The 22,286-nt window shown below is 64.6% G+C and carries 15 protein-coding genes; 6 read left to right on the top strand and 9 right to left on the bottom strand.

From position 1 onward, the window contains the following. Positions 1–324: 324 nt before the first annotated feature. Positions 325–1,029 (top strand): HNH endonuclease, encoded by a 705-nt coding sequence (locus tag AC1DU4_RS07475; RefSeq protein WP_477838499.1) that lies wholly within the window; start codon positions 325–327, stop codon positions 1,027–1,029. Positions 1,030–1,320: 291 nt separating this feature from the next. On the opposite strand, the gene drmB is transcribed toward AC1DU4_RS07475, so the two are convergent. From drmB to AC1DU4_RS07500, 5 genes are read right to left on the bottom strand one after another with little or no spacing between them, the layout of a single operon-like run. Next, on the bottom strand, positions 1,321–3,297 hold the full coding sequence (drmB, locus tag AC1DU4_RS07480) for a DrmB family protein (protein ID WP_477838500.1): 1,977 nt from the start codon (positions 3,295–3,297) through the stop codon (positions 1,321–1,323). Then, positions 3,294–6,776: a helicase-related protein gene (locus AC1DU4_RS07485; protein ID WP_477838502.1), complete on the bottom strand. Its 3,483-nt coding sequence runs from the start codon at positions 6,774–6,776 to the stop codon at positions 3,294–3,296. Before AC1DU4_RS07485 ends, drmB begins: the two co-directional genes overlap by 4 nt. Next, positions 6,773–8,482 carry a nuclease-related domain-containing DEAD/DEAH box helicase gene (locus tag AC1DU4_RS07490; protein WP_477838504.1) on the bottom strand — a complete coding sequence of 570 codons (1,710 nt, stop codon included), beginning with the start codon at positions 8,480–8,482 and terminating at the stop codon, positions 6,773–6,775. Before AC1DU4_RS07490 ends, AC1DU4_RS07485 begins: the two co-directional genes overlap by 4 nt. Next, on the bottom strand, positions 8,470–9,996 hold the full coding sequence (locus AC1DU4_RS07495) for a hypothetical protein (protein WP_477838506.1): 1,527 nt from the start codon (positions 9,994–9,996) through the stop codon (positions 8,470–8,472). Before AC1DU4_RS07495 ends, AC1DU4_RS07490 begins: the two co-directional genes overlap by 13 nt. Further along, the gene (locus AC1DU4_RS07500) at positions 9,993–10,964 is read right to left on the bottom strand and encodes a hypothetical protein (protein WP_477838508.1); all 972 of its coding nucleotides are present in this window, start codon (positions 10,962–10,964) and stop codon (positions 9,993–9,995) included. Before AC1DU4_RS07500 ends, AC1DU4_RS07495 begins: the two co-directional genes overlap by 4 nt. A gap of 935 nt (positions 10,965–11,899) precedes the next feature. Between AC1DU4_RS07500 and AC1DU4_RS07505 the strand changes: the two genes are divergently transcribed. The 4 genes from AC1DU4_RS07505 to AC1DU4_RS07520 all read left to right on the top strand — a co-directional run bounded on the left by AC1DU4_RS07505 (position 11,900) and on the right by AC1DU4_RS07520 (position 16,996). Continuing rightward, positions 11,900–13,246, top strand: a complete 1,347-nt coding sequence (locus tag AC1DU4_RS07505) for a T3SS (YopN, CesT) and YbjN peptide-binding chaperone 1 (protein ID WP_477838510.1) — start codon at positions 11,900–11,902, stop codon at positions 13,244–13,246. Between the two features lie 152 nt (positions 13,247–13,398). After that, complete coding sequence (locus AC1DU4_RS07510; protein ID WP_477838512.1) at positions 13,399–15,273, top strand: DNA/RNA helicase domain-containing protein; 1,875 nt, start codon at positions 13,399–13,401, stop codon at positions 15,271–15,273. A gap of 129 nt (positions 15,274–15,402) precedes the next feature. After that, positions 15,403–16,251 carry an HNH endonuclease gene (locus AC1DU4_RS07515; RefSeq protein ID WP_477838514.1) on the top strand — a complete coding sequence of 283 codons (849 nt, stop codon included), beginning with the start codon at positions 15,403–15,405 and terminating at the stop codon, positions 16,249–16,251. A 163-nt stretch (positions 16,252–16,414) separates the two neighbouring features. Next, a complete protein-coding gene (locus AC1DU4_RS07520) occupies positions 16,415–16,996 on the top strand; it encodes a T3SS (YopN, CesT) and YbjN peptide-binding chaperone 1 (protein WP_477838516.1) in 582 nt (193 codons plus the stop codon). Between the two features lie 33 nt (positions 16,997–17,029). On the opposite strand, the gene AC1DU4_RS07525 is transcribed toward AC1DU4_RS07520, so the two are convergent. From AC1DU4_RS07525 to AC1DU4_RS07540, 4 genes are all read right to left on the bottom strand, one after another. Further along, complete coding sequence (locus AC1DU4_RS07525) at positions 17,030–18,457, bottom strand: sensor histidine kinase (RefSeq protein ID WP_477838518.1); 1,428 nt, start codon at positions 18,455–18,457, stop codon at positions 17,030–17,032. After that, a complete protein-coding gene (locus tag AC1DU4_RS07530; protein WP_477838520.1) occupies positions 18,454–19,167 on the bottom strand; it encodes a response regulator transcription factor in 714 nt (237 codons plus the stop codon). Before AC1DU4_RS07530 ends, AC1DU4_RS07525 begins: the two co-directional genes overlap by 4 nt. Before the next feature lie 80 nt (positions 19,168–19,247). After that, the gene (locus tag AC1DU4_RS07535) at positions 19,248–19,925 is read right to left on the bottom strand and encodes a phosphatase PAP2 family protein (RefSeq protein ID WP_477838522.1); all 678 of its coding nucleotides are present in this window, start codon (positions 19,923–19,925) and stop codon (positions 19,248–19,250) included. A 98-nt stretch (positions 19,926–20,023) separates the two neighbouring features. After that, positions 20,024–20,587 (bottom strand): M15 family metallopeptidase, encoded by a 564-nt coding sequence (locus tag AC1DU4_RS07540; protein ID WP_477838524.1) that lies wholly within the window; start codon positions 20,585–20,587, stop codon positions 20,024–20,026. Between the two features lie 239 nt (positions 20,588–20,826). Here AC1DU4_RS07540 and AC1DU4_RS07545 point away from each other — a divergent pair, with 239 nt between their 5' ends. Further along, positions 20,827–22,254, top strand: coding sequence for a T3SS (YopN, CesT) and YbjN peptide-binding chaperone 1 (locus AC1DU4_RS07545; RefSeq protein WP_477838526.1), 1,428 nt, complete (start codon positions 20,827–20,829; stop codon positions 22,252–22,254). The last annotated feature ends 32 nt before the right edge of the window (positions 22,255–22,286 follow it).

A 22,286-nucleotide genomic window follows, 5' to 3' on the forward strand; every position in this document is an offset into this window, starting at 1 on the left:
AAGGACAGTTGCCACCCGGCCGTCATTCGGGTCGAGCCGATTTGACTCAGGATCTACGCCCGAGGGAGTACAGGCCCGGCCGAGTTCGGTCCGGCGCCACATCGAAAGAGGCGGTCACAGCTGTTCCTCAGTCACACATCCAAGCGAAGGTAACCATCAACCGACACCCTCGACAAGCGAATGCGAGCGTTTGACTAGCCTACTGAGCGTGTCGGAGAACCCCCTACCTGAGCCTGATAGTCCGAACTGCTCGCCGCTGTGCGAAGAACCGAACTGCGGGCCATCTACCGTTTCCTTTACGAGCGGCGCTCCGCTCCCCCGACCATGAGCGAGATTGAGAGCCACCTCCGGGAAATATCCGGAATGAACAAGTCGCAACGCGGCCGCCGCGTCCGCGAGCTCTACCCGCTGTTCCGGATCGACAAGACACCGGGACGCGCGCCCGGCTATCTACTCATTTGCCGGAAGCACACGTCAGCAACCACCGCCGGAGTTGGCCGACGGGTTCGTGCACAGGTTCTGCAGCCTCAGCGTTGTGCCATGTGCGGACGCACGCCCCTGACTGACAAGGTCCGGCTCGTCGTCGACCACAAGCTCCCTAGAGCGTGGGGTGGCACCAATGATCTTGAGAACCTGCAGCCACTCTGTGAGGACTGCAACGGCGGCAAGAAGGACCACTTCAAGACCTTCGACCGCTATACAGACCAAATTCGTCAGGCCGCTACCCATGACGAGCCTCAGCGCCGAATCGGCGAACTGCTCCTCGCCTTCGGACCCGGAGTATGGATACCTTCCGACCTCATCGGCGCCGTCGCGAGTGCCAAAGAGTTCCAAGACGACTGGCAGCGACGCCTGCGAGACTTGCGATACATCGGCTGGGATTATTCACACCGCAACCAGCGCGAGAATGGACGTGTCAGGAGTTATTATCGCCTGACACGCTCCGCACCATGGCCACCAGACATCATCGGTGCCATCAAGGTCGAGTATGACCGACGCCAATACGACAAGCGCGTAAACCGGTCCTGAGACCTAGCTCGCCTAGCCAGAAATTTCCTGGTCAGTGATGAGCCGCCTCACGTCCAATCCCCGACGGGGTCACGAGTGCATAGTCCCAACAATCATGATCAAAGTCGGTCCATACCTCATAAGCTATTTCCGTCGGTCACAAGAATGCGGCCGCCGAGGCTAAATCTCGATCGAAATTCCATTCAGGACCCACTCAACACCCGAAAGTCAACCAAATTTAGACAGCCCCGGCAAACTGGCACCAATGCTCAGCGAGGAGGCCGGCCATGGCGAAGCCACTGCCTTCCGTTTCTAGCCACCACTGATATCTGAAAAGTAGCCCAAACTCGGGTCAGCCAAAGTACCCACAACGAGCCCGCGGTCCAGGAACCGATTGAACTCCTCGCAACTCGTTTCAGGCAACAAGGAACAACCATGACAAGCGGCCAAATTGCACGAGTCTGGCCCTTGCCCCTTCTCTCCGGCCTCCATGCAAACCGGATCCGTTGAGCACCAACGAGCCTCACTCATTGCACTTGCCATGACCGACCAAAAGCTGTCGGGTCGAGCCATTCGAACAAGACCGCCCATGGTTCCTTCAGAGTCGCCGGCTGCTGTGTAAATCAACAGACCAGCCATTCGACGGCTCGGGGTTTCGGAAATGTACAAGCGCTCACGCAGGGATGCCGAACTATACCCGCAGGTGAATATCAATTCATTGATTAATAGATGGCCCAGGGTATGTAGAAGGATAAATCTAGGGCTGATAGTCCGTTCTTGAAGTCCGCGCACCCGAGCGATGTCATCATACCGATCACCGATCTTCTGCGTCCGTCCGATAACCTCAAGCCGCCGCTCCCAGCTTTGAAGCCGCGGCTCATCGAGCTCCAGGTAAATCCCTTCGCCCTTCACAACGTAGGCGGGAAGCCAGTCGTTCGCGGTCGGTAGCTGCCGACGGCGCAATAGGTGCTTACCCGCGGATAGCTTCACGCCGTCGTCGCGCACCCGCGTAAACCCGCGCAGCACACGCGTCTCCCGTAGCACATCGATGCTACGAACCCGGTCGAGGACGTTCGTCAAATGAGCGTGGAGGCCCGGGTCCGTAGCAGTCAGATAGTCATCCTTCGGCTTCTCACGGAGTAGCTGATATTCGGGATGGCGCCATTCGTCGTTTCCGGTCAGAGTATCTGGATCCTGCCCGCCACCATCGTCGCCATCCCCGTCGCGGTCGCTATCAATACTCCCGCCGCCTTTCAGCTCGGCGCCAATACCAAACATGTCGTGGTAACCCGCAAGCAACTCGCGATCCGTGACCGGCTTGAACAACTCAAACGGCAGGTCCTCGCGAATCTGCATTGCAGTAACATCAGCCCCGGAAATGCGGTGCAGTATCCGCAGTACCGGCCTCACGTCAGCACGATTTAGTAGGTCGTGTAGTTCGGCACTAACCGCGCCGACCCGGCGAGGAAGGTAAATCGACGACTCCACCTTCGGAAAGTAGACGTTGCCCGCACCTCGCAACGCACCTCGCAATGGTTCCCCGCACAACCCATCAAGCTCCGCCAACCAGGGCCGAGCGCCTCCGCAATAGAACGGGTTGTCCTTGGATTCCAACTGGTCAGTTAGGTATGTGTGCTCACCCAGGTTGTCCCAGCGGGAGTTCATGATGCCGTCCATCGATCGCTCGGCACCGCAACCCTTCGCGAAGTGTCCTGAGTCACAGACAACTACCTGTCCATCCAGGCCGCCACCCCCACGAGACTCAAGCCTGAGGACGCCCTGGCACGTTGGCGAATGACTTCGATGAACCCACTCACGGAACGGGAAGTCATCGAGGTGCCCCCGAGAGCAGATCGAAACGAAGGGGACTTGCGACATCCGTGGCGGCTTCCATTTGGCACTGGCAGGTTCCTGCCTATGCCTCGGGTCAGGACATTCGACGGGTTGGGCCATCGTCAGAGGGCTGCGCTCCAACCGCTTGCAGTACATACAGAAAGACCACCGAGGGAAGCGGAGGACAGGGACTTTCAAGTTGGTGTTCCTATGGTCCGCCCCCTTCTGACGATGCCGAAAATCGGGTGGCAGACGGAACTCGCTCACCCGCAAACGGGCTTCCAAGCGCCAATCCTGAACCCGGTACTCGCTTGGCTCCAGCATCGCGGAGTCGTCCACCTCGAACCAATGGTCAAGGCCGGCCGTGATGACTGAGGTACCATCCACCAGAATGCTCATGGCGCCGACACCAAACGGGCTAACCAGCTGTGCGCGGCGGATACTCCCCGAGCTCATTCCCTACCCTCCTCATCCGCAACAAATTCCTCGCGGTTATATGCCAGCGATATCTCTAAACGACACTCCGCATCCACATTGCGCATACTCGTGGGTACGTCCCATATGTTTGCTTTCGCGCTCAAATCGGGCAGTGTTCCGGCATAGCGCATCAACCCCTGTTTCGGATCACCCCCAATCACATTGGCACTCCAATCGGTGCGGTCCCACCTCTGCCACTCGTCAGCGCGCTTGCGCTGCATCCTCTCAAGGGCAGGAAGCTCGTCCGCGTCCGCGATGGCTGCCCTGGTGCGCAAGAGCTCGATAGCTTCGTCGTACTCGTCCCGCGGGAATGGGTAGGGCGGCAACCCAAGCCCGGCCACCTGCCGAATGTGCGAAACCGCGGCGGCATGCATCGCCCGGCGAAGTACAGGCATTGCGAACGGCGTCACGGACGTCGGCTCGACCTGCGCATATAGCCGCTGGTGGTATGTCCGGAAGCGCTCGTAGTGACTGCGGTCGCGAGGCTTGGCTGCACCATAGATCGTAATCACGAGACCAGGACTGCGATCCGGGCGCCGACCGACCCGACCACTCACCTGGATGTACTGTGCGGTCGTCTTCGGCTGACCCACAATGGTCATTAGACCGAGTCGGTCAATGTCAATGCCGACTTCAATGATGTTTGAAGCCAAGCAGATGTCCACGCAGCCCGGGCTACCGTAGTTGAGCTGGAGCTGCTCGATGGCCTTCGGAATATCATCGCTCCGCCGACGACTCGTTAGCTCCATTGGGGTCCGCGGCCAGCGTGGCGACGTCAGCCCCTCTCGGCGGCGAAGTCCTGTCAGATAGTCCGGAATGTCGGACTGGATAAGGGAAACGGTATTCCCTAGTTCGCGAAGGCTATTGAGGAAGTTGAGATTGGTCCAATAGCCATCCCGGTCTTCCTCCGGAACACTGACGGCACCCTGCAGCGTAGCGGCAGCTACGCGGACCTGGACAGTCTGGGTCGAACCTAGCGACGCGCTCATAACACCGAGGTAGAGGCGACCAGGCTCAGGACGGCCGTCGTCCAAAGTTGCAGGCTCTGCGAAGAAGGAGTGACCTTCTTCAAGGCCCTGCGGCGGGAACAGTGCAACGTGCTCACGCCCAAACAAGCCACGGATCTGGTCCTCGTAGCGTCGAATCGTCGCAGTTGACGCAATGATCTTCGGCGGCACGGGGTCAATGCCGCGCTTGTCAGTGCACAAGTCATCGATCACAGGCTCGTACAGCCCGACCATCGATCCGAGCGGTCCGGAGATCAGATGCAGCTCATCTTGAATGATGAGACCTGGAGGAGAGACCTTCCGAGTGCCGTCACCATCGAGCCCGAATATGGGACGAGCATCAGGACGCCAGGCCAGCATGGCGAACTTGTCAACTGTCCCAATCACTATCGACGGCCTCGAGTCGTAGATGTCCTGATCAACGACGTGAATCGGCAGCTTCCGTCGGCCACCGAAACGGCATTCGCTGTCGAGGCACCGGAACTCTACCCTCTTGCCGACCTGCTCATATCCGATAACGTCCTGCCCACCTTTGACCTTCGGTTTAGGCCCCATCGCTGTTCCACACCACGGACAACGCAAGAGGAGGAACTTATTCTGAGCGAAATGGTCGCGCTTTAGCAGGCGGAGATTTTCAAGCGCCTGGTCCCAGGTATTGGGTGTCGACGTTCCACCCAACCAGATACCGATACCGAAGGGCGAAGCTCCCAGTTCGTCCTCGTTCTTGGATCGAATATCCTCCAAAACACATACGAGCGCAGCGGCGCGCAGGAACTGCTGGGCGGTGAGCAGCCGCAGGGTATAGCGCATCAACGTGTCAGTTCCAGCATCCTCTCGATCTCGGAGCCGTCGAGCGAGCAAGCTCAGCGATGAAGCGCCCAGATAGGCTTCCGTCTTCCCACCGCCAGTCGGGAAGAAGATCAAGTCGACTCTGTCCCGGCTCTGCAGCGAAGGGTCAATGAGTTCCGGCAAACTTGCGAGCACGAAAGCAATCTGGAACGGACGCCAGTTTCCCTTGCCAGGCAAGGGGATCGGTGCTGGATGGGGGCTCGGAATATAGAGGCGCCCATCCTTCATGCGCTCAACCTCACGCCGATCGAAACTGGCGCGGATCTGTTGGTACAGCATCGCTTGGTTGGCTAGCTGGAATGCCCGAACAGCGACAGGGTCAGTCGTCGCGAGCTTCCACCCCATCTTCATTCGTTCGAGTGCCTCACGGCACAATCGCATATGGCGCTTGGCAGCACACTGGAATTGGGGTAGCAACGAGCTTATCTCGGCCTCACGGGCTATGATCCACTCCTCATAAAGCCTCAGAACCGTATCGACCTGGGCACGGCCGACAGCAGTCCCCTTGGCAAGTTCATCCATGCTTACTGTCACCGCCTGACGACTTCCATCCTTGGCGGTCACGTAGACATTCGGCGTCAGACTGAGAACCTGATAGGCGGGAAGCGGATCGACCCAAACGGCACTTGCAGTCGTTTCCAAGGTGACCGACCAGTTGGCGGCACAGCCATGTCCGATCGCATATGTACGGCAGTTCCGGTAAAGGAGCGCGATCGACTGCTCTTCCTTGTCGGGATCGTGTTGCTCGACGTCAGGATACGGCGTAATTGTAATTCCGTTTCCCGGCACGGCCCGGAACCCCATCTGAAACAGCGCGGCTGAAGGTCCGCTCCCTGGTGCTGAGTTGCGCACCGCCAAGGTGACCAGGCGGAGTTGCGAGTCTGAGGGCTGCCCAGGCACAGGTCGACTGAAGACCTGGAGTCTCGGCGCGACACGAACACCGTCAATTGGGCTGAGCGGGATCGTCTTCAGACGATTCGTCTCGTCGAACAGCACGGAACCCGGCACCGTTCCAGTGAGCTCGAACGGGCGGCGCACCCACCATGTCCGCGGCTTACGGAGCCCAGGAAAGTTCACAGAGATCCGGTCGTAGTAGGCGCCGACCACGGTGACCGCCAGGGTTCCCGTCACTACGACGTCGCACTGGAAGGAGATCGCCATTGCAGACGGCTTGAACGAGTTTGCATCAGAGAGGTCAAAGTCATCGCCGTCCGCTTCACCCCTATTCGCTACAACGCCCTTTACCTCAATCTCGACAGTCGGCTCGGATAGAGCTTCGCCACTGTCGCTCAAACCGATAATGCCAGCAAGCTCGTCGCCTTCCTGGTGGCCAGACTCGCCTAGGAGTTCGGTACCGCGCGCGGCGGAGCCGGCGAAGAGGATCCCAATCCCGTAGCGCCTTAGCGGGTCGGACTCGGTCAGGATTTCCTGCCCGGTGTCGGCCTCATGCCATAGGCCCCAGCTATCTTCACTCGTATCGAAATGTACTGACCCCGAAGAACAATCCAGCGGCCTGCCGCGCGGCAACTCGTCGGCCGGAGGGCCGAACAGTTCCCTTCGAACCGCAGCCTCCATGATCGCGCGTGCGTCGACCCCTGTCATAGCTTTCCTCCGTAGGCAGCGCGCAGTGTCTGGGCCTCAATCAAGATAGTGAGACGATCTGTCGCACGAGTCATTCCGATATACAGTAGTGCTTCAAAACTCGGCGTGTTTGTTCTATCGAGATCCGTGATAATGATCGCAGGCGCATCCAAGCCCTTAAAAGCGTGGATCGTGCTGTATCGCAGTTGTCCTGGCCGCGGCGATTCTCCATTGGCCGCGCGGAGTATCTGCCGCAGCCAAGGATCTGTGGTCGTTTCAGCAGTCGCGCCCTGCCGACGAGGGCTCAGCACGACGATCTCGTCCAAACCATAGCCCCCGTCCCTGAGTTGACGTACAGCATCGGCCAATGCCACCGATTGATCGGCTCCGGATTGGTACGTCACGAAATCTGGATCGATGCCGTCATCAAGCCGACGGAAGCGTCGGTAACCCGGAACCATCTGGCTGAGCTTCTTGACGACTGTACCGATGCGCGGAAGGTTCCGGCAGTTGACGTTCAGACTGTATGTCGACGGTTCATTCAGGCGCTGGCGCAGCAGAGTTCGCCCGTCGCCAATCTCGTAGATCGCCTGCCTTTCAAAGTCGCCGAAGAGCAGAACTCGCCCTTCACAAAGCCCTCCATTTACCAAGAGATCCAGCACATCAAGAATGGATCCGCGGGCGAGATCCTGAACCTCGTCCACGATGAGAAAATCGGCTGTTTCCCCTTCTCCCCGATCAAGGAGTGCTTCAAGCGCGAGCTCGGGCAGTTCATGCTCCCAGAAGTCGGGTCCGGCGCCAGCCGGCACCGATACGTCGGCGAGCCGCAGCGCTTCCTGATGAAAGGTACCCGTGCGGAGTCCCTCAATGTTTGCTGTGTCTCGCGTCAGTCGTTGGCCAAGCAACCGGTTGAAGCACAGAAGACGTCCAGTACGACCGAGTGCGCATTCCCGGCGCGCAGCCTCCAACGCGAGCCAAGTCTTGCCAGACCCCGCGGGACCAGTGAAGAGGACAGCGCGGTTATCCTGCATGCTGTCCAACGCGTCGTATTGTTCTCCAATGAAGGCTGACAGTTGCGCATCGCGGGCCCGGCGAAGGTCAGCGGGAACAGTCACGGCCTCAAACCTCGGACGCAACACCGAGGCAATCTGCCGCGATGCCGCCTCATCCGGGCCCACCCCGCCATATCCAAATCCAGTAAGCTTGCTCGCCAGATGATTAGTCCCCGCCACCAGAACTCGGAGAACAGCCACGTCGACACCAGAACGCAGATCTCCTGAATCCAGAAGCTGCCAATCATGCCATTCGGGGCTCGGCGGCAGCATCGTACGAGCCCGGACATGGGTGAACCAGACGGCGTCGATTACAGGGATGGAGTATAGGTCGACGTGGCGTGATGTCAGATAGCCGCGGAGACTGTACATCGCTTCGCTGACCTGCTGGAATGGCCCTCGCAAACTTGGTGCCTGAAGGCCGAGTTTCCAGCGGCCATCCGGCATGCGCTCAACGGAGGAGTGCGATTTCACCTCAATGACAAGAACACCGCGGGCGGGCACGATTACGACAAAGTCCGCTTCCCCCTTGACTTGTCGTATGTGCGAGGCAATTGCCAAAGAGTGAAGCACTATCCAGTCGTCCGTACCTGGGCTGGATGCCAGCGCATTGAATAGTGCTCGTTCGCCTGGCGGCGCGTCCTGCGGGCAATACGGGGGCATCATTCGAGCCATCTCGCACCCCTATCCACAAATGGCACGCGTGCATCGTGCCTCGGAACAACTTCCGCGTGTGGCGATATCGCGAGTACCCGGGTTGCGACCACTCCACGGAACCCCCCCGCCTCCAATTCGAGATGGAGATGACCATCCCGCTCCAGGACGACCATGTCAGCTGCACCAACGGCCTGCTCAAGCTGATTAGCAATATTGGCACTCGCTCGCGCCCGCGCTCGGCGTAGTTCACTCGCCAAGCTCCAGATTGGGTTTGTCGGCAGACCGAGCCACTCAAGCAGGATCTCAAAGTCGCGGTCACTCTGGGGTCGCGCCAACGTCGGCTCAATCCAGGCTCGCACTCGGTCACGCGTACGAAGCCCCCGCTTGGCAAGCTCGCTCGCGACCACAGCCTGACCATGTTGGTTCAAGCGGGACTGCAGCTCTCCCTTCCACCGCGCCTGGGAGGCCACAGCCACCGACGCCCGATCACCCATAACTTTCAGCGCGGCATCGTAGAGTACTCGTCGTTCCGTTACTCCGTCGCGAAGCAGTAAGTACGTACCTCGGCTAACTTCGGGCACGCCAACATATGCAACTCGCTCCCCCCCCGGCTGTGCGGGGTCGACTGCACGGATTCTCTCGCCGTCATCGAGCAGGATCGCGTACCCACCGCTCAGCAAAACCCGACGAGCTATCACCTCGTCTGAATTAGGTTCTCTCCCTATTGCATCCGGCACAGCCCAGACCGGCTGCGGTACGAGGTCGGCTTCCGTGACCACGTGGGAGGTCATCTCTATCATGGATGACTCTGATGTATCGCCGACAGTGAACATCCGCGCCTTGACCTTGACGGAGCATTCGGCGTACGTAGCAAGTTCCGAACGAGGGATCGATCGATCCCGAACCCAGGATGGAACAAAATAGGACAACGCTTCTGTCGTCGGGGCCGTCACAATAGACGAAGGGAAGAAGCTCGGAGGCCCCACTGCATAGCCCTGATCAACGAAGACTTGATCATGCACGAGCCGACCGGCAACTCGGACGGCAACACCAAGCGGCCCGAGCCAGCTTTCGAGCCCAGCGGCAGCCGCCCCGCTGGCTGCTATCACCACACAATTCTCTGGACCCACCTCCTGAATCGACTCGACGAGGAAACCGCCAATAGCTGGGTCGTTGGTCACAACCTCGCGCGCGGAAGCTGCTAGTTCCTGGAGCACCCTTTGAACTATCGGCGAAACGGCTGCCTGGATCGTGTCTGCTTCTCCCTCAACGTCATTCGCCACTTGCCGGAGCGGCAGACTGTACTTCAGAGGCTGGGGATTCGTGGCCAGGCGCCAGCGCAGTGCCTTGGCAGCCCCTAACAGATCCTCAAGCAACCCCGACTCGTCGGCTCGAGTGAGCGTCAACAGTTGGACGACAGCAGTGTCGACGCGTGTGCTAACGGGATCGCCCACAGAAATCACCTCGACACCGTTGGCCACTTGTCCAGCCACCCTTTGATAGCGAGCGTTCAACTGCTCAATCCGCCTCATAGCGCAACCCAGAATCCCAAGGCTTCAACCCCAGATGGCGGCGTCCATCGTATGTCGTGCTTGAGCAGCAGCGGCACGCCCCGGGAGTTCCGATAGTGAACCAAGAGCTCAGCTGCTGACTGATCAGCAATGCTCCGGTCCAGTACAGCAATCACGACGTTCGACTCAATCGCGGGCAAGTATTTAACTGCTGTCGCCCCGTCGAGGACGACAGCCCGCAGACCTGGCGCGAGCGGAAGCTCCTCCTCGAGGCGAGCGGCGGCGTACAAACGGGTCGACCAGGTTGCGGCAGTTAGATCTTCGGGCATGAGGATGTTCGCAATCGACTCTTGTTCACTTCCACGACCAAGAAGGCCGGCAATGTCCTCACGTAGCCACCGCAGCGTGCCGATTAGCGCGAGATCAGCAGGCGGATCACAAATACGTGCGGGCCAATCTGCAGCCAGGCCAGCCATCCTGCTAATAATTCCGGGTTCCGCGACTCGCACACTGCGCGGTGCCGCCAGCTTCGAAAGCGCAGTTATGGCCAGAATTTTGTCCAGCTTCCACTCGTAGCCCAGACATAGCCGGTCACGCTCCTCATCAACGCCCCGGAAGTAATCTGTGACGACCTTCGCCGGCGTAACAACACGAACGGGCGTGCCGAACATGAGCGAAGAAGCCGTCTCACGGACAGGCTTCAGCGCCGGCGCCGACGACGCCATCATCCAGCCACAACCGATCAGAGTTGCCGCGAAACCCCGTTCAGGAACAGATATCGCGATCACCAGCTGTCGGCCAGGATTCGCGATTGACCAACTCGCGGCATGACTACCAAGATCAATGAGGCGACCAATCCACGGGGCCGATACCGCGTACGCGAATGGATCTTCTGCCAGGGAAAGACTGAGCTGCGCACCTCCGGACATGTCAGACATCGGAATCCGTTTTGACACCAGCAGACTCGCGGCCAGCGCCATCATCCTCAACTAACAGCGGATTGCGTATCACGATGCCACCTCACACGGGATCAATAGAGCCTATTGGATCGATCACGCACCGGCGCCATAGCAAGCGAAGAGCGCTGCTGGCCGGGCGGCGTGTCTCGATTCAGGTTGAGCAGGTCGCCATGCGTCATGCTTGGCCATTCAACACCCTCACTGCATCTCAGACGACGTTGACGGTGGTGGTGACACCGACCTCCCGGTAGCGCCACCCACGTCAAGACAATGATCCCGTTCGGGCTGCGACACTAAACCGAGGCGCGCGGAATGCTGCGCGTGTATGCGTGCCTACGATCCGCCACATACCCTCAGAGCAGTCTCGTTGTGGCAGGCACGAATCGGCGCTCCGAGTACAACCAAAGTCCTCAAGCTTGAGAGGATCTCATACAGTCACTTGCCACTGGGAACTGTCGAAGCGAGACAGATTTCAGCGCATTGCCTTCGCTCACACCTGGCTGTCGCGTGCGACACTCGCCGAATCTGCATGCGTGAACAATACTATTCAGTCTCCTCAGTCACCCCGTAATGAACCGCCCTGCCACGATTATGTCGGTCGAATGACCGACATAATCCCCTCGGACTCCCGGTGGACAGACGGCCGAAGCGGCGGCACGTGAGCGCACAGCAACGAGGGCAGCCGACTTCCGACCTAGAGATCTTCGGCCGTTCGCCCGGACCAGGCCGGAACCCACCGCCGCCCGCGATCCCGGGCAACGATCCAGCGCTTCGCCGCAACGCCTGTCGCCGTGACTGTTCAAGYCGTCCGCCACTCGGCTACCGGAAAGCCGTTCACCAGCCGATGTAGTCCAGAGGCACAGATTTGTCAGTGCCCCGCGATATCGTGATTTCGCACCACGTCGGGGGACGGAATCGGTGACGATCGCGACGCAACCGCGGCTCGGCCGCGAGAGGGGTGGCTTGTGTCCGACTTCGACAGTTTCGACGACTCCGTCGATCACGCCTGGCAGCACTTCCAGTCCGGCCTCGCCGACCACCTCGGCGCAATGGACACCACTGCGTCCCTCGTCCTGCAGTCGCTCGGACCCGGCACCGGCGATGGCCACACCGCTCTTGTTCGCTTCCTCGTCAACGACGGCCGGGTGTCATGTTGGGTGCCCGCGAACGGCGACTCCGAGACTCGGCACGCACCGACCGCCGCTGCCGAGACTCGACTCGTCGACCTTGGCTGGGCGCTTTCCGATCGGTCGAGCGACGGCGAGGGACTCCGCTTCTACTGGGTCGCCCAGCCGCGACGACGGGCGGACCAGTTGGCTGCGATGTCCGTGACGGCGCTGCGTGAGGTGTGGAACGTGCTGCACCCGAGCTTCCTTCGGGCCGGCACTACAGGCCGACCGGCCGAACTTCCGTTCGCCGCCAACTACTCCCGGGAGGACCTCCCGGCCGCCCCGGACCCGGAACCCAATGCCGAAGCGGCCCAAGGAATCGTCTTCCCGCGCGATCGCGTCCATCTCCGGGAACTCGTCGGCGAATTCCTCGACCGGTACTCCGAGGATCGTCCGTTCACCGATGCCGACGGGGACTTCGAGCTGAGGTTCGAGAAGATGGCCGTGTTCGTGAAGGCGCACCCGACCGAGCCCTACGTGCAGATCTGGGTTCCCCTGCTGCACTGGATCAGCAACCGAACCCGGGCAGCGGAGGTCGTCGCCGAACTCAACGCCGAGTGGCCGCTGATCAAGTTCGTCCTCATCGAGGACCGACTGTGTGCCTCGATCAACGTCATGGCGCAGCCGTTCGTCCCACGGCACCTGGAGGACATGCTCGGACGCATGTCGGCGTTCCTCGCCACCTTCGACGACGAGTTCACGACCCGGTTCGGCGCGGTCACCTACCTTCGCCCACCAGAGACGGTCACCGAGCACGAGTGCGAACCGGAGTTCCCGCCCGGCCTGATGGCGGTGATCGACCTCGGGCCGGACGCCGCCGGAGCCCTGGGCGCCCGCCGAGTCGCCGAGGCCTGCGGCTACGACCGCAACACCCTCCTCGAGTACATCCACATCAGCTCCGAGCAGGAAGCGGAGTGGCGGGGACACGAGGAAGCGGCGCGTCGGTCTCCCGACCGGGAGGACCTCGAACTCTGCGAGAGCGAGGCCAAAGGCTGGTCCCTGACCACCGAGTGCCTGCGGGCGGCCCTGCGACTGGTCGACTCGCCTGGCCGGCACCGCGCACCCGATCCGACGCCGGAGCCCCACCAGCCGGACATGTTCGGCAACCCGACCGAGCCGACGCTATTCGACGAACCGACCTGACCGTCGCAGCGAAATACGAGGCGACGAGCGAACCACAATCCGCGGGTCCGATAGTCTTCACCCCGCGGCCCGACGGACTTCCGCTGTGATTCACAGCCACGGACATGCCCCCACCCGCACGACTCGATTCGTGCTGCCCGGGGGACTCCACCGTGACATTGCTTCGTACGTCGGCGAACCGTCTTGCCGGCATCGCTCATCCCGATTCGTTGGCGGAGCAACTGTTGGAACAGATGCTGTTCAAGACCGGCCGCCGTGCCAGCGCGGCCGAGCAGAAGTCCTGGAGCCGAAGCCTGCCAGTGCTGGCCCACGACCTCGTCGAGGCCGACCTCGGCGACGTCGAGATGCTGGTCGAGTACCACCTCCCTCTCACCTCCCAACGCGCCGACGTCGTCCTGGCGGGCACCCACCCCTCATCGGGAGCGCCCTCCTACGTCGTCGTCGAGTTGAAGCAGTGGTCGTCCGCGTACCGGTACGAGGACAACCCGGATCTGGTCGAGGTACCCGGGATGCCGGGTGGGCCGAAGCTTCACCCGGTGGCCCAGGTGAAGGGGTACTGCGACTACCTCGCGGACTTTGCCAAGTCGATCGCGGACCAGCCGGACGCGTTGGCAGGAATGGCGTACCTGCACAACGCGTCTGACCCCGCGACGGTGTCCGACCTCCGCACCTTCCCCACCTGCGTCACCGGACGGCTCTTCACCGCCGCCGACCGCGCCGACATGATTGCCTTCCTGCGGACCCGCCTCGCCACCGGCGCCGCGGGCCACTCCGCCGGCGATTCGCTCATGCGGTCCGCGGTTGCCCCGTCACAGCAGTTGCTCAAGGTTGCGGCCGCCGAGGTGCGGGACCGCCCACAGTTCCATCTGCTCGGAAACCAGCAGCTCGCCGTCGACCTGGTCCTGCACGCCGTCGAGCAGGCCCGGTCCGCGGACAGCAAGCGGGTCGTCATCGTCACCGGAGGGCCTGGCAGCGGCAAGAGTGTCATCGCGCTGTCACTGGTCGGCGAGCTCGCCCGCCGCGGCCGAACAGTGCTGCACGCGACCGGATCCCGGTCGTTCACCCAGACACTCCGCAAGGTGGCCGGACACCGCGCACCCCGAGTTCAGAAGATGTTCAAGTACTTCAACCAGTTCATGACGGCGGAGCGCAACGGTCTCGACGTCCTGATCCTCGACGAGGCCCACCGCATTCGCGAGACCTCGGTCGACCGGTACACCAAGGCGGAACTGCGCACCGACCGGCCGCAGATCGACGAACTCATCGCCGCGGCCCGGGTTCCGGTGTTCCTCCTCGACGAGCACCAGGTGGTGCGGCCCGGCGAGATGGGGTCGCTCGAACAGGTGCAGAGCCATGCCCGGTCGCTGGGTCTCGAGACCCAGCACGTGCACCTCGGCGAGCAGTTCCGCTGCGGCGGCAGCGAGGAGTACGTCCTCTGGGTCAAACGTCTCCTCGGCCTCGTCGAGGGCGGACCGTACGCGTGGAAGGGCGACCCCCAGTTCGCGGTGCGTGTCGCCGACAGCCCGCAGGAGCTCGAGCACCTGCTGTCGCAGCAGGTCGACGGTGGCTACTCCGCCCGGATGACCGCGGGATACTGCTGGCCCTGGAGCGACGCCCGCAAGGACGGCAGCCTGGTCCCCGACGTCACGATCGGCGGCTGGGCCAGGCCCTGGAACAGCAAGAGCGACAGGCGGATCGGCGATGCCCCGCCGGCTCCGCTGTGGGCGACGGAGGACGGCGGCTTCGACCAGGTCGGATGCGTCTACACCGCGCAGGGGTTCGAGTACGACTGGAACGGCGTGATCCTCGGGCCCGACCTGGTGTGGCGCGACGGCCACTTCACCACTGTCCATGCGGCGAACCGAGACCCCGACATGAAGAACTCGAAGAAGGTCAGCGACCTCCGATTCGACCGACTCGTCCGCAACGTCTACAAGGTCCTGCTCACCCGCGGAATGGTCGGGACGGTCATCTACTCCACCGACGAACGAACCCGAGCGGCTCTGCGGGAACTCATCGGCACCTGACGCGCGGCCGGCGAATCCGGCCGCCACACACGAACGACAGCAAGACACGAACAAGACGAGCACGGCCCGACAGGCTTCCGCTGCAGGACATGCCTCCACCCGGTGCGATACCGGATAGGCGCATGGGCGTTGACGAGTTGGATTGTCAAGATCGGCAAGGACACCCCTCAGCACTGGGGATTTGCACGCGATGACCGGTTCTGGGATGTCCGGGAACCCGGTTCGTTCAGGAAGATCGAGCCCGGCGACAACATCTTCTTCTGGCTCTCCGGTTCGGGATTCACCTCCTGGGTCCGCGCGACCTCGTCGCTCTACGTCATCGGAGCCCAGTCCCGGCCGGCGCACTGGATCGACGTCGCCACCGGCGGCTACACCCACCGCTTCGAGTTCGAGCTGGTCAGCGAGGACGTCGCGCACCCGGCGACCTGGGGCGAGCTGCAACAGGCCGCCGGCCGAAACTACGCACCGCCCGCCCCCGCGAACCCGGTGGCCGAACCCGCGGCCGAGTCCTTTCTGCGCGCTCGGTTCGGCAGCCACGCCGACGACACCGCCTTCGCGACGGTCACCGTCGAGTACTCCCCAGGCGACGACATGCGCGACCGCGCGGTGCGCCAGATCGCGTTGCGGCGCGGTCAGGCACGCTTCCGGAACTCGCTGCTCGTGGCGTACGGCAACAGCTGCGCCGTCACCGGCTCCGCCGTGACGTCGGTCCTGGAGGCCGCGCACATCGACCGCTACTACGGCGACCACACGAACCACGTGAGGAACGGACTCCTGCTCCGCTCCGACATCCACACGCTGTTCGACCTCGGCGCACTCACCGTCTCCGAGTCGCGAACCATTCAGCTGGCGCCCTGGCTGCGCGACACCGAGTACGCGGACCTTCACGACCAGCCGCTTCGGGTGCCGTCGGACCCGATCAAGCACCCGGACCCGGAGGCACTCACTCGACACCGGCAGGCATGCCAATGGCTGTAGCGGCCAGCCCGACGACGCCCGCCGGCACTCCAGCCGTTCACCAGCCCGTCACCTCGCCCGACCCCCGCCTCGACCGGCCCCCGCGATACCGTGGACCCATACACGCCCACCACCGACATCGACGACCGGCCCGTATCCCGGACCGGCGCCGGACAGGGGAACCATGACCGAGCTCGACTCCCAGGACCAGCTGCTGCGCATCGACGGCGAGCTCGCGGTGGCCACCGACGGACACGACCAGCTGCACGCCCTGTGCCTGCGGACCCTGGCCGAGCTGCTGGGCAGCGAGCCGGACGTCGACGAGGACGGCGACATCGCGATCCCGGTCCACGGCTTCGTGGTGTACGTGACGGTCGCGGACGACGGCCCGCAGCTGCACGTGTGGTCCTCCATCCTCACCGGCCTCGGTGACCGGGCACGCGCCGCGGAGGCGCTCACCGACCTCGCGCTCGAGTGGCCGCGCCTGCGCTTCGTGTTCAGCGACGACCACCTGCTGGTCTCGACGATCCTCGACGCCGAGCCGTTCGCCCCGCAGCACCTGATCAACCTGGTCGACGAGATGCACGAGCTCACCCACGACCTCGACGACGAGCTCGCGGAGCGGTTCGGCGGCACCCTCGACTGCGACACCGAGGACGACTCCTACGCCGGCGGCTGCGGGGGCTGCGGCGACGACTGTGACTGCGACTGCGGCGACACCGACGACGGCCACCTCGACATCACCGCGGTGAACCCCAGCAAGTAGCAACGGCCACGCGCGACCGGGATCCCAAGCGGGTCACCGGTCGCGCGGCCCGCTCGTCACATCACGCCCCGTCGGAGAATCGAGCGGCAGCCGCAGCGTGAACACGGTGACGTCGGCCACCCGCCGGACGTCGATCGTCCCGCGGTGCAGCCGCGCGTTCTCCAGCGCCAGCGACAGCCCGAGCCCGCTGCCCTCGCTGCGCCCACGCGCGGTGTCCACCTTGAAGAACCGCTCGAAGATCTCCGCCCGGTGCTCCTCCGGCACCCCRGCCCCGTGGTCACGCACCTCGACCACCGCCTCGTCGGCCTCCCGCCGCACGCGCACCTCGACGGGGTCGGCGCCGTGCCGTAGGGCGTTCCCGACCAGGTTCGCGACCACGACCTCCAGCCGGCGCGCGTCCCCTCGCACCGGCACCGGCACGGACGCCGACACCGGGACCCGGTCCTCCCAGCCCCGCGCGGTCAGCGTGCCGCGCACCAGCTCCGTCAGGTCCACGTCCGCCAGGTCCAGCCGCGCCCGGCCCACATCGTGCCGCGACATCTCGATCAGGTCCTCGACCAGCCGCGCCAGCTTGTCGATCTCCTCGCCGACGATCCGGGCAGCCGCGCCGGTGTCCGCGGGCAGCCGGTCCGCCTCCTCGCGGAGGATCTCCCCCACCGGCACCAGCGCCGCCAACGGGGTCCGCAGCTCGTGGGAGACGTCCGCGACGAACCGGCGCGACTGCGACTCCGACGCCGTCAGCCGCGTGATCGCCGAACCGTGTTGGCGCATCATCTCGTTGAACGTCTCGGTCACCCGGGCCAGCTCCGTGACGCCCACCTCCGGCAGCCGCACGTCCAGGTCACCCGCGGCGGCCTGCGCGGCGGCGTCGTCGAGCCGGCGCAGCGGCCGCACCAGCGTCGAGGCGATCCACCAGCCGAGCAGCCCGCAGATCACCATCCCGGCCGTCAGGGTCACCGCGACGATCCGGATCAGGCTGTCGAACTTCTCCTGCACCCCGACGAGCGGCCGAATCGCGTACGCCTTCACCAGTTCCCGCTCCGGCCCCGCCCCGGGGTACGCGGTGTTCGCCACCTCGAACGACATGCCCAGCAGGATCCGCTGGGAGTCGAGCCGCTGGAACCGCACCAGCCGCACCGAGTCGAGTCCCGCGGCGAAGCTCGCGCTGATCTGCGAGGGATCGACCGAACCCCGGCGCACCACCTGCCCGTCCACCACTGCGGTGACGTCGCCCGGGACGAACCGTTCCAGCCCGGCCGGGTCCGTGGTGTCCACCTGCGCGCCGTACAGGGGGGCCATGTCGTCCCGGAACTCGGCGATCGCCACGTCCTGCGCATTCGTGTACACCCACGATCGCGCGGCGATCGCCAACGCGACCGCCGTCGACCCCGCCACCACGGCCACCGCGACCACGAACACCAGGACGAAGCGGGCCTTGAGTCCGCCGAGCCCGAATCTCACGGGGACGGCACGAATCGGTAACCGAACCCGCGGACGGTCTCGACGATCCGAGGCTCGGAAGGGTCGTCCTCGACCTTCGCACGCAGCCGCTGGATCGCCGCGTCCACCAGCCGGGAGTCGCCGAGGTAGTCCTGGTCCCACGCCGACGCGAGCAACTGCCGGCGGCTGAGCACCTGCCCGGGATTCTCCGACAGCACCAGCAGCAGCCGGATCTCGGTCGGGGTGAGGGCGATCGGGACGCCGTTGCGGCGCACCCGCAGCGACCGCCGGTCGATGTCGAGGACCGCACCGCTCGCGGCGGCGGGCGCGGGAGCGGGCGGTGCGGCCGTCGGCGACGGGGCGGGCGCCGCGACGACGGTGCGCCGGAGCACCGCCTTGATCCGGGCGTCGAGTACCCGCGGCGTCACCGGCTTCACCACGTAGTCGTCGGCACCCGCCTCCAGGCCGGCGACGGTGTCGACGTCGTCGGAGCGGGCGGTCAGGATCACGATCGGCACCGCACTCATCGCACGCACCCGGCGGCAGATCTCGTAGCCGTCGGCGCCGGGCAACCCGAGGTCGAGCAGGATCAGGTCGGTCTCGGCGATCTCCGCCGACAGGTCGGTGTTGCCGTCCGCCAGGTGCCGGACGTGATGCCCCAGCCTGCTCAGCCCGAGCCGCATGGCCTCGGCCACGGCCGGGTCGTCCTCGATGAGGAGAATGCTTGCCACGTGTCGGCCACCTTCGTCGAGTGCGCTCCTGCCGCTGGTCACGATGCTACCGCCGCCCACGCACCGAACCCCCGCCACGCTCACCACCGGCCGTCGACGGTCAGCCGTTCCTGGCGGGGATCGGACAGCGGGCTGAGCGGCTCGGGAGCGCTGTCGGACGCATCGGTGGTGGTGACCGCGGACGCGATCAGCGTGAAGCAGCCGACGATCAGCAACGCCCCCAGGGCGTCGCTCGGCCGGTGCCAGCGCAGCACCACCACCGTCACGGCGGTACCCATCGTGAGCAGCGCCGTGTTCACCAGCACCACCGGCCGCCACCGCCGCGGCGTCACCAGCACCGCCGTGCAGCCCACGGCGGCGACCGCGGTGAGGGTGCCGCTGGGGAACGAGTTGTGCATCACCAGCCCGTCCAGGCTCGGCCGGTCCAGCGATCGTTTGAGCCACCAGGCCGTCACGATCGGTCCGCAGGTGACCACCGCCACCCGCGCGGCCAGCCGCACCGGTTGCTCCTCCATCATCACCAGCAGCACGACGAGCACGCCACCGACGAGCAGGAACGGGACGATCATCCCCACGAACACGGCGGAGAACCCGGAGGCCGACGAGGCGGACGCGCGGACCATCAGGGCCTGGTCGACCACCTGTCCCCCGGTGGTGCGGACGGCGAGCCCGAATACGAGAAGGCCGGCGACGCCCAGCGCGAACGCGGCCGACAGCCGCTGGGGCCGGACCCGGACACGGCGGTTGAGAATGTTCATGCCACCGAGGCTGCCGACGCCCTGTCACGACGCCGCCGCAACAGCGCGCCACCCCGGACACGGATTGTCACGATGTCGTGACACGGCTGTCGCACGCGTCACCCGGCCGAGGCGTCGGGCAGYTGCTCCGGGCAGCCGCCGTCTGCGGACCCGATCAGTTCGAAGTGCCACATCTCGTTGGCGTACACCTGGCACAACCCGTGCGTGGCGCCGTAGCGGATCATCCAGTCGGCGGCCGCAGTCGGGCCGATGTCGACGGCGGTGCCCGCGACGTGCCGGGAGAGCTCGGGCGTGCTGACGAGACGCCGCGCGACGTCGAGGCTGCCGTAGACGGACACGGCGTCGTCGAGCAGTTGACGCTGGTAGTCGACGGAACGCCAGCCCGAGGTCACCAGCAGGCTCACCCCGTCGTCCCGGGCCTCCCGCGCGGCCGCCTGGATCGCCGTCAGCAATGCGGGATCGAGGCGACCGACGGCGGGCACCTGCACGTCGAACGGAGTGACGCGGTCGCCGTCGGCGATCCGGCCGGTCTCCCCTGGATGCGCGGCGGCCGGCAGCGGCGCCACGACCGCGACGGCGCCCTCGGTGGCGGCGCAGGCGGCGGACAGCGCCGCCACCGCGAGCAGCGGAACGAGTTGTCGGGCACGAGGACTCTTCTTCATGCCTCGACCGAAGCGGTCCAGTGTCACGGCCAGTCGGCCGCGGCGCCACCGTCGTGCCACGAAGTCGTCACCGTCCCTGCCGAGCCGGGTGACGTCCGGCGACTCGAGGCACGCTCCAATCGCCGGTCCACTCTGCCCCACCGTGTCGGCACTGCGCGCTAACGTGTTCTGGTCACAACACGTGACGCTGGCGGCGCCGAATGCACTGGGCCATCGGGGATCAGAATGAGGTGGAGACCATGTCTGAATTCAAGGGTTTCGACCAGACCGTCGAACACGCGTGGACCTACTTCGCGACCAGCCTCGCGACACACCTCCGGGAGATGCGCGACGGCGACCGCCTGGTGCTGACGCCGGCGGGCGCGATCGCGGACAACCCCGCGTACCTGGACTTCCTGGGCCGGGGCGACGGGTTCCTCGCCTGCGAGGTGCCCCACAACAGCGGTCACGGCGCACTGCTCACGATGACGGCGGACGGCGAGGCCCTGCTCGCCGACCTGGGCTGGCAGCCGCCGCTCGACGCGGCGACGGACCCCCACTACACCGGCCTGCCCGCGGACGAGCTGGACGACTGGGCCGCCCGCTCGGTGACCGTCCTTCGCGAGGTGTGGGACGTGCCGCACCCGGGCTTCCTCGCCGCCCAGACGACGGGCAGGCCCGCCACGCTGGCGTTCATCTCCGCCGACGAGACGGTCCAGCAGCCGGGCTACCACGACCCGATGACGGCCGTCGTCCCGCGCGACGACGCGCATCTGCGCGAGATCGTGTCCTCGGTGGCGGAGGACCTGACCGGCAACCCGCCCACCCTCGACGAGGACGGCGACTACGTGATCCGGATCGGGTCCCGGCTGGTCTTCCTGATCCCGCGCGCACAGGACCGGATCCTGCGGATCTGGGTGCCGCTGCTCTCCCGGATCAGCGGGCGCACCCGCACCTCGGAACTCATCGGGGACCTCAACGCCTGCGCGCCCTACGTCAAGGTGGTGCTCCGCGAGGACCAGGTGAACGCGACCATCGACATCGTCGCGTCCCCCTTCGTCCCGGAACACCTGCGCGACATGCTCACTCGGCTGACCGGATTCCTCGAGAACTTCGACGAGCAGTTCGCGGACCGTTTCGACGGTGTCCTGTTCGGCTGCAACGACTCCGACGACGACTCACCGAACACGTCCGCCGGCGACGACAGCGACTTCGACACCTACCTCGACGACGAGGGCGCCGACGAAGCGGAGGCAGAAGCGCCGGAGCCGCTCCCGCCGGCCCTGCTCACGTTGATGCAGCTGGACCCGAACGGCGCCGGCACCCTGGACGCGGCGTCGGTCGCCGAGATCTGCGGACGCGACCGCGACACCATCCTCGACTTCATGCGCATCACATCCGAGCAGCAGATCGAGTGGGTCGACTCCGCGGACGCCGCGCGCGCCGACGGCGAGGTGGCGGACGTCGCGGCGTGCGAACACGAGGCAAACGCCTGGGCGGCGACCCTGGAGTCCCTGCGCGCCGCGCTTCGCCTCGTCGCACTGCCCGCCCCGGCCGGGCCGCCCTCGCATCCGCAGGTACCCGGGCAGATGGAACTGTTCGACGACGAGGAGGCCGACGCCGCAAAGGACGCGACCGGTCCCGGCCACGCCGCGCCGGAGGCCACCCTCTTCGACGACCCGGTGTAGACGCCCGCCGGCCCCCTCGGAGCAAAAAGACG

Source organism: Rhodococcus sp. P4_F5 (genome assembly GCF_056401315.1).